General features: G+C 40.3%; 12 protein-coding genes and 2 pseudogenes. 12 read left to right on the forward strand and 2 right to left on the reverse strand.

Annotation, left to right across the window (positions count from 1 at the left end; all coding sequences use genetic code 11):
* Positions 1 to 211: 211 nt before the first annotated feature.
* Positions 212 to 349: a hypothetical protein gene (locus V7K60_RS34910; protein WP_334932818.1), complete on the forward strand. Its 138-nt coding sequence runs from the start codon at positions 212 to 214 to the stop codon at positions 347 to 349.
* Between the two features lie 223 nt (positions 350 to 572).
* Here V7K60_RS34910 and V7K60_RS34915 read toward each other — a convergent pair.
* A pseudogene (locus V7K60_RS34915) lies at positions 573 to 977 on the reverse strand (hypothetical protein).
* Positions 978 to 1,173: 196 nt separating this feature from the next.
* Here V7K60_RS34915 and ppsA point away from each other — a divergent pair.
* The 4 genes from ppsA (at position 1,174) to V7K60_RS34935 (ending at position 5,482) form a co-directional block, all read left to right on the forward strand.
* A complete protein-coding gene (gene ppsA / locus V7K60_RS34920; RefSeq protein WP_334932820.1) occupies positions 1,174 to 3,720 on the forward strand; it encodes a phosphoenolpyruvate synthase in 2,547 nt (848 codons plus the stop codon).
* Between the two features lie 206 nt (positions 3,721 to 3,926).
* Positions 3,927 to 4,364 carry an element excision factor XisH family protein gene (locus tag V7K60_RS34925; RefSeq protein ID WP_334932822.1) on the forward strand — a complete coding sequence of 146 codons (438 nt, stop codon included), beginning with the start codon at positions 3,927 to 3,929 and terminating at the stop codon, positions 4,362 to 4,364.
* Positions 4,334 to 4,687: a XisI protein gene (locus tag V7K60_RS34930; RefSeq protein ID WP_334932823.1), complete on the forward strand. Its 354-nt coding sequence runs from the start codon at positions 4,334 to 4,336 to the stop codon at positions 4,685 to 4,687. The genes V7K60_RS34925 and V7K60_RS34930 overlap by 31 nt, the downstream gene beginning before the upstream one ends.
* A gap of 171 nt (positions 4,688 to 4,858) precedes the next feature.
* Positions 4,859 to 5,482, forward strand: a complete 624-nt coding sequence (locus V7K60_RS34935) for a GNAT family N-acetyltransferase (RefSeq protein ID WP_334932825.1) — start codon at positions 4,859 to 4,861, stop codon at positions 5,480 to 5,482.
* On the opposite strand, the gene V7K60_RS34940 is transcribed toward V7K60_RS34935, so the two are convergent.
* Positions 5,381 to 5,761 carry a hypothetical protein gene (locus V7K60_RS34940; RefSeq protein ID WP_334932827.1) on the reverse strand — a complete coding sequence of 127 codons (381 nt, stop codon included), beginning with the start codon at positions 5,759 to 5,761 and terminating at the stop codon, positions 5,381 to 5,383. The genes V7K60_RS34935 and V7K60_RS34940 overlap by 102 nt on opposite strands.
* 7 nt (positions 5,762 to 5,768) lie before the next feature.
* Here V7K60_RS34940 and V7K60_RS34945 point away from each other — a divergent pair, with 7 nt between their 5' ends.
* From V7K60_RS34945 to V7K60_RS34975, 7 genes and pseudogenes are all read left to right on the forward strand, one after another.
* Positions 5,769 to 7,307, forward strand: coding sequence for a dolichyl-phosphate-mannose--protein mannosyltransferase (locus V7K60_RS34945; RefSeq protein ID WP_334932829.1), 1,539 nt, complete (start codon positions 5,769 to 5,771; stop codon positions 7,305 to 7,307).
* A gap of 288 nt (positions 7,308 to 7,595) precedes the next feature.
* Positions 7,596 to 7,817, forward strand: a pseudogene (locus V7K60_RS34950) (sensor histidine kinase); the annotation flags it as partial.
* A 1,077-nt stretch (positions 7,818 to 8,894) separates the two neighbouring features.
* A complete protein-coding gene (locus tag V7K60_RS34955; protein WP_334932832.1) occupies positions 8,895 to 9,650 on the forward strand; it encodes a helix-turn-helix domain-containing protein in 756 nt (251 codons plus the stop codon).
* A complete protein-coding gene (locus V7K60_RS34960; protein ID WP_334932834.1) occupies positions 9,544 to 12,273 on the forward strand; it encodes a peptidase domain-containing ABC transporter in 2,730 nt (909 codons plus the stop codon). Before V7K60_RS34955 ends, V7K60_RS34960 begins: the two co-directional genes overlap by 107 nt.
* Before the next feature lie 72 nt (positions 12,274 to 12,345).
* Positions 12,346 to 13,869, forward strand: coding sequence for an HlyD family efflux transporter periplasmic adaptor subunit (locus V7K60_RS34965; RefSeq protein WP_334932836.1), 1,524 nt, complete (start codon positions 12,346 to 12,348; stop codon positions 13,867 to 13,869).
* A 63-nt stretch (positions 13,870 to 13,932) separates the two neighbouring features.
* Positions 13,933 to 14,700: a peptidylprolyl isomerase gene (locus V7K60_RS34970; RefSeq protein ID WP_334932840.1), complete on the forward strand. Its 768-nt coding sequence runs from the start codon at positions 13,933 to 13,935 to the stop codon at positions 14,698 to 14,700.
* Positions 14,701 to 16,005: 1,305 nt separating this feature from the next.
* The gene (locus V7K60_RS34975) at positions 16,006 to 16,224 is read left to right on the forward strand and encodes a hypothetical protein (protein ID WP_334932838.1); all 219 of its coding nucleotides are present in this window, start codon (positions 16,006 to 16,008) and stop codon (positions 16,222 to 16,224) included.
* The last annotated feature ends 228 nt before the right edge of the window (positions 16,225 to 16,452 follow it).

Genomic DNA, 16,452 nt, shown 5'->3' on the forward strand with positions numbered 1-16,452 from the left:
TCGGTATTCAGCAGCACTTTATCCCTACGACCTTTACCCATTAGCTTACCCCGATTTTTCGCCAACTTTATTGCACTATTTTAGCCTTGCCACACTACTAGGTAGTATTAATTGAAAAGTAAGAGGTCAAGAGCCAATAACTTTGACTTGCCAAATTACCAGCTTCTACAAGGTGGGGAAACACTACAGACGATCTGATGAAGTACACCAGATGCGAATATGCGAAGCGACAGCTATTGCAAGTGAACTCTCTAACGTGGACTTCCAGGTTGAGACAACCCGTAGCTATGTTCAACATCTGCTGTCAAAAGGTAATGTAGCATTCATTGCCCACAAGCCAGAATATTGAATGAAGACGGAGGGCAGTTCGAGCTTACGGAAGACTGCCTTCTGCTTTCTGTCTTTTTTAATAAATACCTAATCTTAAATCCAATATCTAATTTTTTTGCTATGGTGATTCTAAAGGAATTGTTAAGTGCTTACGAGATGTAAATTAAGTGATTAATTACTTATTGAGTATAATATAATACTAGCAAATATAAATGATTTATCTACAAAATACATTTTTATTGTTACTTAGTGGGTTGAGTAATACGCTTTTCAATATCTTCCAATGTTTGTAACAATAAACGATTTGCCTGCAATTTCCAACCCCATTTCTGAATTTTATAAGCTAATACAGTTCCAACTACAGATGCTAACAAGCCTATGGGTTGATTTAAAGAAATTCCTAGTAACAAACCCAATCCAGCAATTCACCAAAATGGTAAGGCTACTGCTTGTCTTTGTTCTTCCACAACTTGGGTAATTATATTAGATTTCATCGTAGCAAATAATGCCTCTTTGACTTGCTGCTGTTCTGTTAGCGATACTGTTAAACCTATTTTACGGCGTAGTTTTTCTATTTTGTGGGCATCAGTGCTGTATTCAGTTAGTTCATCCTCTGCCATTTTCAGGAGTCGTTCTAGCTGCGCCATCATGTATTACATCCAGTATTTTGGGCGAGTTATTAAACTGAATAATTGTTAATTTTTATTGATGATAATTTTGCATTTTATCGCCAAATATCAAACTACGCGACAGAACTAAAAATCTAAAGTTGAATATGGGAAAAATAAATATAGTAGCAGTTATGCACTTACAAGTTGAGTATAAACTTAAAAGGTAATATTTATGACTACAGTATCTAAAAGCACTTTGTCTCTATTTGCCCAAGAGCGATCGCTCATTCTTTGGTTTGATGAAATTGGGATTGCTGATATACCAGTAGTTGGTGGTAAAAATGCTTCACTAGGGGAAATGATTCAACAGCTAACACCCAAAGGCATTAATGTTCCCACCGGATTTGCGACTACTGCTTACGCTTATCGTCATTTCATTCAATCAGCGGGGTTAGAAGCAAAGCTACGCAAACTTTTTGCTGACTTGGATGTTGAAGATGTCAAAAATTTACGAGAACGCGGCAAAAAAGCGCGATCGCTATTAATCCACACCCCATTTACCGTAGAATTGCGCGAGGCGATCGCCACAGCATACCATAGTCTCTGTGAACGATACCATGCAGACACAGATGTGGCAGTCCGTTCCAGCGCCACTGCTGAAGACCTTCCTGATGCTAGTTTTGCTGGACAGCAGGAAACTTACCTCAACGTTGTCGGTGTCGAAGGAGTTTTAGCAGCTTGTCACAAATGCTTTGCGTCTCTATTTACAGACCGCGCCATTTCTTATCGCCACACCAAGGGATTTGACCACTTTAGCATTGCTCTAGCTGTGGGCGTGCAAAAAATGGTGCGCTCTGACTTAGCAACCTCTGGGGTGATGTTCTCCATTGATACAGAAACGGGCTTTAAGGATGCAGCACTAATTACAGCCGCCTACGGTTTAGGTGAAAATGTTGTCCAGGGGTCTGTAAATCCCGATGAATATTATGTTTTTAAACCAACTTTAAAAGCTGGTTTTTGCCCAATTATCGATAAAAAATTGGGCAGTAAAGAATTGAAAATGATTTATGATGACGGCTCCAAATTTACGAAAAATGTTTCGGTTTCGGCTAGCGAAAGAGGTCAATTTGCTCTGAATGATCAAGAGATTTTACAACTAGCAAGTTGGGCATGTTTAATTGAAGACCATTATTCCCAAATCCACGGTATTTTCACTCCAATGGATATCGAGTGGGCAAAAGATGGGATTACTAACCAACTTTTTATTGTGCAAGCGCGTCCCGAAACCGTCCAGTCGCAGAAGAAGGGAAATGTGTTGCGGAGTTATCGGTTGGTATTGGGAAATAGGGAATTGGGAACTTGTACTGAGCGACTTGTGCCGAGCGAAGCCGAGGTAAGTCGAAGTATAGGGAATGGGGAAAATTCCCACTCTTCACTCCCTGATTCTCAATCCCCAATCCCTCTGATTACGGGAAGTGCGATTGGGGAAGCGATTAGTCAAGGAAAAGTACGCCTAATTTTAGATGTTCAGAAACTCGACCAATTCCAAGTTGGGGAAGTTTTGGTGACAGAGAGAACCGATCCCGATTGGGAACCAATTATGAAACGCGCCAGTGCAATTGTCAGCAATTCTGGAGGCCGCACGTGTCATGCAGCAATTATCGCGCGAGAATTAGGTGTACCTGCGATCGTGGGATGCGGCAATGCTACAGAAATTTTAAAACCTGGTCAAGAGGTAACAATTTCTTGCGCTGAAGGGGAAGAGGGAAAAGTTTATGCAGGCTTATTACCTTTTGAAGTTGAAGAAGTTCTTTTAGAAAACTTACCGCGCACCCGCACTCAAATTTTAATGAATGTTGGTAATCCCCAAGAAGCATTGAGTTTATCGGCAATTCCTAACGATGGCGTAGGTTTAGCGCGGACAGAATTTATCATCGCTAACCAAATCCAAATTCATCCAATGGCGTTGATTCACTATAAATTATTAAAAGATGAATTTGTCAAAGCTAAAATTGCTAATATTACCTCACTTTACGACGATAAACCACAGTATTTTGTAGATAAATTAGCCCAAGGTATAGGGAGAATTGCGGCGGCATTTTATCCCAAACCCGTAATTGTCCGAATGTCAGATTTCAAAAGTAATGAATATGCCAATTTATTAGGTGGGCAACAGTTTGAACCTAATGAAGAAAACCCAATGTTAGGTTGGCGAGGAGCGGCGCGTTACTATGATGAAGGCTACAGAGAAGCTTTTGCCCTAGAATGTCATGCCATCAAGCGGGTACGGGAAGAAATGGGTTTGACGAATGTTATCCCGATGATTCCTTTTTGTCGTACTCCCGATGAGGGACGTTTAGTTTTGGCAGAGATGGCAAAAAATGGTTTAAAGCAGGGTGTTAACGACTTGCAGATTTATGTGATGTGTGAGTTGCCCAGTAATGTTATTCTGGCTGAGGACTTTGCTGACGTCTTTGATGGCTTCTCAATTGGTTCTAATGATTTAACTCAGCTAACACTGGGGATAGACAGGGATTCGGCGTTGGTAGCAAGATTGTTTGATGAACGCAGTCCAGCTGTTAAGCAGATGGTGAAAATGGCTATAAAGGCTGCAAAAAAATATAATCGCAAAATCGGCATTTGTGGGCAAGCACCCAGCGATTATCCAGAATTTGCTCAGTTTTTGGTGGAACAGGGAATTGACTCAATTAGTCTGAATCCAGATTCAGTTTTAAAAACAATGCTGGAAGTGGCAAAAGTCGAGGGTAATAATTCGTAATGACGCTCAATGACTCGCTAACGTAATTCATAATTCAAATAATTTAACGTGAGTTCGACAAACCTCTCCCAGCCTTGAACTAAAGTTCAAGGCTGTCCGTCTCTGACTCGGAGAGGGACGATTTTGCGTAGTAAAATCTCTTAGAGGTCTTTTTAATTGAGCTAATTAAGCGGACACTATATAAGCCGTCGAATTCACGTTAATTTATGGCAGTTAGAGACCGTTACCACGAAAACTTGAAGAATGCCCTAATTAAAGATGGCTGGACTGTTATTGATGATCCCTTTCATCTAAAGTGGGGAAAAAAGGATCTTTACGTGGATTTGGCAGCCGAAAAGTTGCTCATCGCAGAAAAAGGAAGACAGAAGATTGCTGTAGAAATCAAAACTTTCAGTGGCGACTCAGAAGTAGCTGACCTAGAACAGGCGATTGACCAGTACTTTACCTACTTTGCTGTCATGAGCCGTAATTATCGAGATAGGGTTTTGTATATCGCTGTTCATGAGGATATTTTTACTGATATTTTTGAGGAAGAGCCGCTTGGTAAACTTATATTGGAAGACTACAAAATTCCTCTGATCGTTTTTAATCCAAAGCGGGAGGTTATTGTCCGATGGGTAATTTGGAACAACACAGGCAGCTGATTTGCAGCATTCTTACTGAACATACAAAGATTCCTTACTCTTACGGCAATATTCAGCATGAAACTATCTTTGATCGAGAACAAGATCGATATTTGGTAATGATTCTTGGTCGAGAGCCAGTACCCGAACTCTCTCCAACAGCAACTCGTCGCGTTCACGGCTGTCTGATTCACATTGATATTATTGATGGCAAAATTTGGATTCAACGTGATGGCACTGAAGAGGGGGTAGCAACGGAATTGGTGAAGGCAGGTGTGGCGAAGGACAAGATTGTATTGGGATTTCGGTCTGAAGAACTGCGGAAAGATTCAGAATATGCGTAGTTTACCGCCGCAGGCATCGCATAACCAATGGTAGTTGAACTTTTGGATAACTGCCTGTAAGGTGGCGACCGCCATATTTTGTTTGTGTAATTGTCTACATAACTTTTGACTGCTCAACCATAAGTATCTTAATATTTTGCAGAATGGCGATTTAGTTTAGTCAAAAGTAAGATGACAATTCTGTTGGAAACCGAACGCTTGATTATTCGCAGTTGGATATCCGAACGCGATGCTGAACAAGCGTTTGCAATTTACAGTGATCCTGAAGTTACGCACTTTCTTGGTAAATCTTCTCGCCCCGCAAGTATTGAGTCACAGCGTCAGCGCTTGATTGAAGGTATCGAGCGAATGCACCAACGCAACAATGGTACTGGATCTTGGGCAATTGTTGAAAAGGAAAGTACAACAATTGTGGGAACTATCCTTCTTAAACAATTGCCCGACAAAGATGGTTTACCAACTCAAGATTATGAAGTAGGCTGGGAATTGCGGCGAGCTTCTTGGGGTAAAGGGTATGCAACAGAAGCCGGACGAGTTATGCTCAATTACGGATTTAGTGTTTTGAACTTACCAGTGATTTATGCTGTAGTGAAGCCAGAAAATCATGCTTCAATCCGTGTAACTCAAAGACTGGGTATGAAACCAATAGGGCAAACTAACAAGTATTACGGTATTGAACTACTTCTGTTTCAACTAGATGTACCTGAAAAGAATAGAGGAGAGCAGGAGGAGCAGGGGGAGCAAAGGACAGGGGGGCAGAGGAGTGGAGTTCAAAGACTCGTCAGCGAGTATTAAAGACTCATTCACGAGCATCAAAGACTCGTCAACGAGCATCAAAGACTCGTCAACGAGTATCAAAGACTCATTCACGAGTATTAAAGACTCGTCAGCGAGTATTAAAGACTCATTCACGAGTATCAAAGACTCGTCAACGAGTATCAAAGACTCGTCAGCGAGTATCAAAGACTCATTCACGAGTATCAAAGACTCGTCAGCGAGTATTAAAGACTCATCTCCTATTCTCCATGCCCAATCCCCAATCCCCAATGTCCAATAACAAATGACTAGTGACAAATGACTAATGACTAAAAAGTGGTTCCGAATTGGGATGGTGAGTGTATTTCTTCTTTCACTTGCCTTACGGTTTTGGGGACTGGAGCGATTCAACACTCTGGTATTTGATGAAGTTTACTTTGCAAAATTTGGTAATAATTATCTCACCCGTACACCATTTTTTAATGCTCATCCGCCCCTGAGTCAATATATGATTGGCATCGGTATTTGGATTGGCAGTCACATTCCTTTTTGGCACGATACGGTAAATGGACTGACAGGTTCTTTGCGATCGCCTTGGACTTATCGTTGGTTTAATGCCCTCATCGGCTCATTTATTCCTGTAGTTGTGGCTGCGATCGCTTATCAGTTAAGTTATCGTCGTACCTTTGCAATACTTGCAGGATTATTCACAGCTTGTGATGGGATCTTTCTAGTTGAGTCTCGGTATGCTTTAAGTAATATTTATATCGTCATTTTTGGTTTGTTAGGGCACTGGTTTTTATTATTGGCATTAGATAACCAAAATCCGCGACGTTCTTTTTGGTTAGTTTTTGCTGGCATTGGTTTTGGTGCCTCAGTCGGTACTAAGTGGAACGGTTTATGGTTCCTGTCAGGTGCTTATCTCATTTGGATAGCAGCTTGGGTAATTCATTTGATACATTCTTTTCCTAACTTCAAATTCTTTTTTAGCTCCTCTTCATTGAAGAAGGCAGGAGACAGGAGGCAGGAGGCAGGAGTCAGAAATCAGGAGTCAGGGGTTAGTACTTATTCTCCCTCATCCCCCTCATCTCAGACACCACTACAAAACTTGACTCAGCTAAATATTTTTCAGATGCTGTTTTATCTAGGAATTATCCCAGCTTTTATCTACAGCATCATCTGGATTCCTCACCTTCAACTAGATAAAACTTATGGATTTATTGCAGTACATCAGCAAATTTTGAAGTTTCACTTACATCTAGGTGGTAATAGTCCTAACGTACATCCTTACTGTGCTGCCTGGTATAAATGGCCTTTGATGACTCGACCAATGGCATATTATTATCAAACGGCTGAAAGTATCACTGAACCGTTACCCGTGATGGGGCCTCCTTTACCTGCCGGTGCTGGACAAGTTATTTATGATGTCCATGCAATGGGCAATCCATTTTTATGGTGGTTTGGTGTCGCCGCCATGTTGTTTTTAGTAGGGATGCTGGTATCACAAGCGGTAATTCCTTGGGTGAAAGAAAAGCGTTTCTCTATGCCTGCAACCCTGAGTGTTGATACTTGGATTGCCTTATATTTAGTTATAAATTATGCTGCTAACTTATTACCTTGGGTGAAAGTGACAAGGTGCGTTTTTATCTACCACTATATGTGTGCAGTGGTGTTTGTATTTTTAGCGATCGCTTGGTTTGTCGATCGGTGTCTTTGCAGTTATTATCAACAACTCCGGGCGCTAGGTGTCACCATTACTTTTATTATTCTGGCTGCTTTTATTTTCTGGATGCCCATTTATTTGGGTTTACCCCTTTCTCCTGACGGTTATAAGTTGCGAATGTGGTTCAACTCTTGGATTTGATTAAAGAAGAATTCAGGAACGGAGCCGGAGACGCTCCGCCTCCGGTCGGAATCACACTGCTCTGGTGCGATCGCTGCGCTATTCACCAGTGGTCACTGAGCTTGTCATACCACTTTGTGGAAGTAAGCTACGCGCAGCGTCTGTCTGCGACACGCTGCACGTACCCCTCCGGGGAAGCAAGCTGCGCGTCAGCGTCCCGCAGGGAACGTAGAGAAGTGTCACACAGAATTCAATTCTGAATTCTGGCTCCTGACTCCTGAATTCTATTTGTTAACATAACTACACGATATTATCACCCATGACCCCTTACCAATAGTCATGGCTGACAGCACCCAACTGATGCAGCTATTCCAAAACCTCATTGGTAACGCTATAAAGTTTCATAGCGATCAGCCGCCACAAATCCATCTGGGAGCAGAAAGGATAGAAGATGCATGGCTGTTCTCAGTTCGGGATAATGGTATTGGCATTGACCCAAAATTTAGCGATCGCATTTTTGTCATTTTCCAGAGTTAAAAAAATTCTTGATTACATTTCTGCACAAGCAAGCGCATCTATCTGTGGATATAATTATATTGTTTCTGGTTTATGAAGTTGAACTTCATAAAGCATTGGTATCAAAACTTCTCACTTCCTAATCTCCTTTTATACCATTCATAGTAATCTTCAATAAATTTTATAATTTTGGCTGCTTTTATTGCCTCAAACAGGCTCCAGCAAAGAGTTTCCGATAAGTTTTTTAATTATTCTCTCATGAAAGTTATTTAAGATATAAAAAATTGTGATTTTACATAAATTTACATAAAATATAGTTTTTGAGTAAACATTGTAAAGCGGATTTATCACTCTTATTCTTAAAGCTTTACAAAACCTAAATTTAGGCGTTTCATGGTGGTTCAAAACTTTTACGCATCAAAACCGAAATTTAGTCTGGGCAAAGGTTGTGGTAAATACGATGCGTGCGGTGGTCGTAGCCATCGCAGAACTTGTGACAAATGCAGGTTTAAAAAAATTAATTAATCGTTCTTCAGAATTTACAAAGTTGATTTGTAGTTAATCAATAATCTACATTGTAATTTTAAAGTAAAAACGAATACTTAGCCAATCTAGTGCCATTACGCATTGTATATTCACTGGAAAACTGCTTTCAAAGTAATTTTCATCTGTAATCACAGAGATTTTGTTATGACTAATTTTTCTTTCATCGTATAAAAACATCTTTACAAAAATTTTATTAAAATTTAGCGAGTATTTTCGTAATTTATAAATAGGAATTGTAACCTAATCTATATCTACAGAAGCAGTACACAAAACCTGGCTGTAAAAAAAAATATCACTTGTTAAAATTCAATTCCTTATATTGAATAAAAAACAAAACGTGATAAGTATTACAGCTATAGCGTTTCCTAATCAGATAAGGTACATCATACTCCCCTCCTCGCTTGCGGGGAGGGGTGGAGTTCTTGTACCTCACTCAACCAAGAACCGCTATATAAGTAAAGAAAAATTAGCTTTTGCATATTTCTACTTATTTCTACTGTAAGTAGAAATAAGTGCTAAATCATGCATGAAATATCAGGCATTCGTATGTCTAAAAAACTAGTTAATTGTATGTGTATGTCCGACTACCAAACAAAAATTGGAAGCAAGTATACAATTTTGATTAACAGCAAGTATCTAACATCATTTCAGCGGAAATTACTGTTAGGAAGTTTGGAAAAAAGTTTACCTGAATCTTACCGACAGCGCATTGAAATCATGTTGTTGGCAGATGAGGGAAAAACTCAAACGGAAATTTGTCAAATTTTGGGGTGTTGTCCAGCAACAGCAAGATATTGGATGCACATAGCTCGGACTGGGATGGCGCACCTATGGCAAGATTGCCCCATTGGTCGCCCCAAAGCAATAAGTGACCAGTATTTAGAACGTTTGAAAGAACTGGTTAGTAGTAGCCCTCGCGATCATGGTTATGTTTTTCGACGGTGGACAACAAACTGGCTGGGGAAACATCTGGCAAAAGAATTTGGCATTGAGGTAAGCGATCGCCATATTAACCGACTGCTCAAACAGATGGGGTTATCTACGCTACCAAAACCCAATAATGCTGAACAAAGCAGCAATGAACAGATTCATGGTTCCAAAATTTTGATTAGTGACCTTAAATCTACAGCTATTTCTGATAATTCCGAATTTTTACCTATTAACTTTGCAAAATTAAAAAAAGATGTAGACATTCATGGCGCAAGATATATCCGCTCAGTTAGTAACTCTACAACAGTTAAACAATACTCTGGGTTATTCTCTTTCGCCAGAGGAATTTCAATATTGTCTTCAACAAGTTAAATTTATCAACCCGAAAGTCGGCAAATTCTGGCAAGGAACTGATGCTCAACCAGGTATCTATATTGCGATCGCTGGTAAAGTCAGGTTGCTGGATAGCACCGATGAGTTAATCGCCACTTTGGAGGTAGGAGACTCATTTGGTGAATTTACCTTGTTTAAGGAGGGTGACTTCAGACCTTATGCAGCAAGGGCTTCAGTCAACTTGCAACTGTGCTTTATTCCGGGTGAAGTGTTGTGGTCATTGATGGCTAAATATCCCCAGATTTTGGAACATTTGCAGGCTAGGGCGCTGTCTCGTAACCCCCAACAGGTGGACTCAGATAACCCGCCAGTACTGCCATCTGAATCAAAACTGCCGCATGAAACGAAGATTCTATCAACGCCAGCAGTAGAGCCACACAAGAAAAAGATTAGCAAAGCCTATTTTCCCAGCTCCACGCAGCGAGTCGGGCATTTATTACAGCGTGTGATTCGGCGCTATCCGTTTTTTGCTCAACAGAGCGGCTCAGATTGCGGTGCAGCTTGTTTAGTGATGGTGTCTCGCTATTGGGGGAAAAACTTTAGTGTAAATCGCCTGCGGGATATGGCCAATGTTGACCGCAATGGCTCATCACTGCGGGGGTTATCGGCGGCGGCGGAAAATATTGGGTTTACCACGCGACCTGTGAAAGCAAGTCTTGACCAATTGGCAAAGCAAAAATTGCCTGCGATCGCCCATTGGGAAGGCAAGCATTACATTGTTGTCTACCAAATTACCCCCAAACACGTCATTGTCGGCGACCCCGCTATTGGACAACGCACCCTCAGCCACGCCGAATTTAAAGCCAACTGGACTGGTTACACATTACTGCTGCAACCGACAGCTATGCTCAAGGATACCAAAGAGACTTCTACCCCCTTTTGGCAATTCTTTGAGTTGATGAAGCCTCACTCTTTAGTAATCCTGGAAGTGTTTGTCGCTTCGGTATTTATCCAGATATTTGGACTTGTTACTCCCTTATTCACGCAGTTAATTTTAGACCGAGTGGTGGTGCAGCGTTCTGAACTCACCTTAACGGCGGTGGGGTTAGGATTACTGATTTTTAGTTTATTCCGTGTGGCGATGACAGGGCTGCGGCAATATCTGTTAGACCACACAGCGAATAAGCTCGATTTAGCATTGATTGTGGGATTTATTCGCCATACCCTGCGGCTACCCTTGAGTTACTTTGAGTCCCGTTATGTGGGGGATATTATCTCTCGTGTACAGGAAAACCGCAAAATTCAACGTTTCCTCTCCGGTGAAGCATTGTCCATCCTGCTGGATTTACTGACTGTTTTTATCTATTTAGGATTAATGTTTTGGTACAGCTGGAAAATGGCGTTGCTGGTGTTGGTGATTGTACCGCCTTTTGTCCTGCTGGCATTGATTGCCACACCTTTTTTACAAAAAATTTCTAGAGAAATATTTAATGCTGTTGCCCAGGAAAGTAGCTATCTGATTGAAGCCCTTTCTGGTGTGCGGACAGTTAAATCCACAGCAGTGGAACAGACAGTGCGTTGGCATTGGGAAGAGTTATTAAGTAAAGAAGTAAAAACTAACTTTTCTGGGCAAATTATCAGCAATCGACTGCAAATATTCAGTAACACAATTGAAGCAGTGGTAACGACCATGTTGCTGTGGTTTGGGGCGTACCAAGTGATTCACAACCAGCTAACCATTGGGCAATTGGTAGCATTTAATATGTTGCTGGCAAATATTATTACACCCTTCCAACGATTAATAGTTTTGTGGAATCAATTACAAGAAGTAGTGATTGCGGTGGAACGCATTAATGATGTGTTGGATGCGGAACCAGAAGAGGATTTCCAGCACCAAGTGCGGCAATCTTTACCATCCATTCAAGGTAACATTCGCTTTGACACGGTGACGTTTCGCTATCACCCTGAAAGCGATATCAATATTTTGGAAAATCTCAGTTTTGAAGTACACAGCGGGCAAATGGTTGCCCTGGTGGGACGGAGTGGTTCGGGGAAAACAACGATTTCTAAGCTGGTTTTGGGGTTATATCCCCCTACAGATGGCAAAGTTTTGATTGATGGACACGATATTACAAGTCTTTCGTTGCGTTCTCTACGCGAGCAGGTTGGAGTAGTTGACCAAGATACCTTTTTGTTTGGCGGAACAATTCGGGAAAATATTAGCTTGGCACATCCTGGAGCCACTTTAGCTGAGATTATTGAGGCGGCGCGATTGGCGGGTGCTGATGAGTTTATTAAAAAGTTACCTATGGGTTATGAAAGCCAGATTGGTGAAGGAGGTGGGTTGTTATCTGGAGGACAGCGACAAAGAATTGCGATCGCAAAGGCGTTGTTAGGCAATCCCAAGTTATTGATTTTAGATGAAGCGACTTCCCATCTGGATGCAGAGTCAGAAAGGATTATTCAGAGGAATTTAAACACAATTCTTCAGGGCAGAACCACCTTAGTAATTGCCCATCGCCTTTCAACTGTGCGGAATGCAGATTTGATTTTAGTGCTAGATCGTGGCGTATTGATTGAAAGTGGAACTCACCAAGAGTTGATGACGAAGCGGGGACATTATTTTTATCTCAATCATCAGCAGATGGATGTTGCAGAGTGAAACGAGAGGACAAGGAGGAAACTTTTCTTGTCTCTCCCCTCCCAAAATACCAAATTGATATCAGGAAAAATCATGCCAAACATATTAAATGGAAGGGTTCAAACCCAAATCTATGAGGTACAACAGGGCGAGGAAATTTTAAGGGAGCAAACACCAGCTATATCAACTGATGATTGGGCTTACGTAACCAAGGATTTACTTGATAGCTTGCCCCAAGTCTGGACAAGGGGATTGCTATATTTTTTAGTGCTGTTTGTCTCGATCATTTTACCCTGGTCGATGCTATCTAAGGTGGATGAAACGGGTATAGCAAGAGGGCGACTTGAGCCGCAAGGAAAGACGATTAGGCTGGATGCTGCTGTGGCAGGGACTGTTTCTGAAATTCGGGTAAAGGAAGGCGATTTAGTTAAAGTTGGGCAGACTTTATTGGTGTTGGAATCGGAATTAGTTAGGGCAGAATTGCAACAGGCACAGCAGAAGTTAGAGGGACAATTAAATCAACTTTCTCAGTTAAAATCATCTAAAAGTCAGTTAGTTGTATCTTTAACAACTCAACAGCAGCAGAACCAATCTCAACAGTTAGAAAAGCAGGCTCAAATTGATCAAGCACAACAGAACCTGAATGCTCTTAGGAATTCCTATAACTTGCAAAAAGATGAAAAATTGGCTCAAGTAAATCAGGCACGCCAAACTCTTGAGCATAGTCAAACTGCTAATAAGTTAATCAAGAGTAGTTTGGCGAGTAGCGAGCGAGAAGTTGAACGCTATCGCAGTCTTTGGCAGTCAGGGATTGTTTCAGAAACTTTTGTTGTGGAGAAGCAGGATATAGCTAAAGACAAGCAACAGTTATACGAACAAAATAAGTCAGATATTCAGCAGGCTAAACTACGTCTGGTAGAACAACAGAGTAGTTATGAGCGGACTATTCGGCAAGCAAATGCAGATATTGAACAGGCAGAGTTGCGAATTAAAGAACAACAAAGGAGTTATCAGACTTTAACTCGTTCTGGTCAATTGGCTCTGCTAAAAATCGACGAACAACAAAAAAGTTTAGAAACAGAAATTACTACGCTTCAAACAGGAATTGCTCAAAATAGGAGTCAGATTGTATCGTTAAAATTTCAGTTAGGACAACGACAGTTAAGAGCCACCGTGAATGGTAAAGTATTTCAGTTACCGATACAACGCGCTGGGTCTGTGGTGCAGCCAGGAACAATGGTAGCAGAGATTGCACCCCAAGATTCACCTTTAATAATTCGGGCACAAATGGCGACAACTGAAAGTGGTTCCTTACAAACAGGATTGCCAGTAAAGCTAAAGTTTGATGCTTATCCGTTTCAGGATTATGGCGTGCTAGAAGGGAAATTATTAGATATTTCTCCTACTACCATAGATGTGGAAACACCTAATGGAAAAGTAGCAGCTTATGACTTGGAAATTGCCCTAAAACAAAATTGTATTCCCTCGGCTAATAAGTGTATTGCTTTGCATCCAGGGGACACGGCAACGGCTGAGGTAATTGTCCGCCAGCGTCGGATTATTGATTTTCTGCTTGATCCGTTTAAGCAGTTGCAGCAGGGTGGGGTGAAATTATAGAGCGTTGTGACTACTCTTAAATCTGTGCGTTGAAATGTCGTCTATTTACTTAGAAATAACATGATGTTACCAACTATCATTATTACTAACGAAGATATCCTTTCTCAAGTCAAAATATCTTGCAAAATTCCTGAGTTTATTGAGGCGATTGTTGCCCACAAGGTTGTAGAAAACGCCGCATTTGAGGTGAGTCTCAAAGTAGAGACAGAGGAACTTCAAAAGGCAGCAGACCAAATCCGGTTAATGAACAAACTCAATAGTGCTGATGATACCTGGGCGTGGTTGGAAAAACATAGTATTTCTGTAGATGATTATGAAGAAATTGTCTACAGCACCGTCATTTCTAGTAAGTTAGCTGCTCATCTATTTGCAGATAAAGTTAAACCCTATTTCTTGGAACACCAGCTAGATTATGCTGGTGTGGTCATGTATGAGGTTTTTCTGGATGATGAAGATTTGGCGATAGAACTCTTTTATGCAATTAAAGAAGGTGAGATAAGTTTTTATGATGTTGCTCACAAATACATCCAGAATACGGAATTACGTCGAAAAGGTGGATACCGGGGGATAGTGTATCGTCAGGATTTGAAGCCGGAAATCTCTGCTGCTGTCTTTGCTGCCAAGCCCCCCCAACTTCTCAAACCTATAGTGACATCTTCGGGAGTACACCTGATTTTGGTAGAGGAGATTATTCAACTGGAATTGGATAATGAGGTATACCAAAAAATTGCTTCAAATTTGTTTTCTAAATGGCTAAAGGAACAAATCGCTAAAGTTGATGTTGTTAAGCAGTTAGACTCTGATTTTTTAAGCTTTAATTCCGAAGCCTAACCTTAAGCCCTACTCATGTTGGCAACGAGTGAACTTGTTACATTCCTTTTCCCGCACCCTTTTAACAAAAGTGCAATTATTTTAATCTCTTACAAACGACTACGCAGCAGGTGAACACGACTTCTGTTTTCATCTGTTCTGGTGTACGCAGTTCATGATAGCAACTTATTTAACCTCTTAGAGGAGGTTTGAAAAGTCTTCTTGTTAGTAGCAAAACCTTCTAGAGTGTCAGTCCAGTAGAAGTAGTTGACGTAAAATACACAATATGTATTTAGCGCAGCTTCATAAAGAATTGGTATCAGTGATTATCGTATACATCACGAAAAACCGGACTTAAATGTTTAGTCCAAAACAGGTGTTTTACTCCATTCAAAACACATACTTAAGTTTTTGTCAATATATATATTATTAATATTAGTGGACTAGCTCTCTAGCTCCCCCTAAATCCCTCTTTAAAAGCAGAGTAGTTTCATACAAGCAGAGAATGGGTTTCAAAGCCTTTCCCCCACCAGGGGAGAGGTTTGGAGAGTGGTAAAAAGCCATGCCACAAAACGAGAAATCAAGACTTATATATTTTTCTTTTTTTGTATAAAAATATTTTGCTAAATCCACTTTAAAAAGGTGGACTTTGATTCCGGTTCTCCCCTTTTGAAGGCTTGCTTAGGGGATCAATAAGTGCCTAAAATCACAGCCAACCACTTTTCAGACAACCCCCCAGAGATGTAGTCCTTTAGAGAGAACATTAAAAGACAAAACTTCTACACTAATGTCTATAAAAGAAGTCATAAAACCATTGACTTTTTCAATATAAGGGACTTCCAAAAAATAAATTATTTTCAATAAAACAAGAGACAGTAGATATTTAATAATAATTATTATTATAAAGGGAAAAAAGGAGTTGCTGTCGGCAACCCCTTTTCTTTTAATACAGTTTGGTTAAGATTCTCCTGTCTGCAAAGACCCTCTTTTAAGGGGCTAAAAAAAGGTTATAAGCCTTATTAAAAAGGTTACTATGTACACACAAGTATAGTTTGCATAGGGTTTGAACTTTTTTAGCCCTATAAACAGCCAAATTTTGGGGGACTTGAAACTCCATTTCTTCCCCTCATTTCAAGGTTAAGGTAACGAACAAAGCAATATTTTAATTTAGAGACATAAAAGCTTTAGTTGTGTCTCTAAAAGCGACTTAAAAAGTATTGATTTTCAAGGTTTATTCAATAACAATAAAATCAAGGATTAAACAAAACTAAAGTTTAATCTTCTAATAAAAGTTACTCAAATCATTGTTATTGAAGGAGAAATCTCATGGCTTCTATCAAAATTTCTGAACTCCGTCCTGCTGGTTCTGAATTGTTTCAAGATTCTGAAAGTTTCCTCAATGAACTAAACGAAAAAGAAACGTTGTCATTAGTAGGAGGAGCATTTACATTTGTAGGTGTATCATTAACTGCTCAGACTGTTGTTACTGCTAATGGCAATACTGTTAATGGTAATACCTTTGGTAACGTTAACACAGTTGGATAATCTTTTGTGCTGATCTCAAAAGAAGATTAAGCCTTATTATTCTTAGTCTTCTTACAAAAAACTCGTAAATTATTGTTGTTGAAGGAGAAATCTCATGGCTTCTATCAAAATTTCTGAACTCCGTCCTGCTGGTTCTGAATTGTTCCAAGATTCTGAAAGTTTCCTCAATGAACTAAACGAAAAAGAAACGTTGTCATTAGTAGGAGGAGCATTCACAGTTGTAGGTGT

Origin of the sequence: Nostoc sp., from assembly GCF_036917555.1 — a bacterium.
In the GTDB taxonomy this organism is placed as follows: Bacteria; Cyanobacteriota; Cyanobacteriia; order Cyanobacteriales; family Nostocaceae; genus Nostoc.

Excerpts from the sequence above, each read along its gene's own strand:
- V7K60_RS34910 (WP_334932818.1), top strand. The coding sequence starts at position 212 with ATGCGAATATGCGAAGCGACAGCTATTGCAAGTGAACTCTCTAACGTG.
- ppsA (WP_334932820.1), top strand. The coding sequence starts at position 1,174 with ATGACTACAGTATCTAAAAGCACTTTGTCTCTATTTGCCCAAGAGCGA.
- V7K60_RS34925 (WP_334932822.1), top strand. The coding sequence starts at position 3,927 with ATGGCAGTTAGAGACCGTTACCACGAAAACTTGAAGAATGCCCTAATT.
- V7K60_RS34930 (WP_334932823.1), top strand. The coding sequence starts at position 4,334 with ATGGGTAATTTGGAACAACACAGGCAGCTGATTTGCAGCATTCTTACT.
- V7K60_RS34935 (WP_334932825.1), top strand. The coding sequence starts at position 4,859 with ATGACAATTCTGTTGGAAACCGAACGCTTGATTATTCGCAGTTGGATA.
- V7K60_RS34945 (WP_334932829.1), top strand. The coding sequence starts at position 5,769 with ATGACTAAAAAGTGGTTCCGAATTGGGATGGTGAGTGTATTTCTTCTT.
- V7K60_RS34955 (WP_334932832.1), top strand. The coding sequence starts at position 8,895 with ATGTCTAAAAAACTAGTTAATTGTATGTGTATGTCCGACTACCAAACA.
- V7K60_RS34960 (WP_334932834.1), top strand. The coding sequence starts at position 9,544 with ATGGCGCAAGATATATCCGCTCAGTTAGTAACTCTACAACAGTTAAAC.
- V7K60_RS34965 (WP_334932836.1), top strand. The coding sequence starts at position 12,346 with ATGCCAAACATATTAAATGGAAGGGTTCAAACCCAAATCTATGAGGTA.
- V7K60_RS34970 (WP_334932840.1), top strand. The coding sequence starts at position 13,933 with ATGTTACCAACTATCATTATTACTAACGAAGATATCCTTTCTCAAGTC.
- V7K60_RS34975 (WP_334932838.1), top strand. The coding sequence starts at position 16,006 with ATGGCTTCTATCAAAATTTCTGAACTCCGTCCTGCTGGTTCTGAATTG.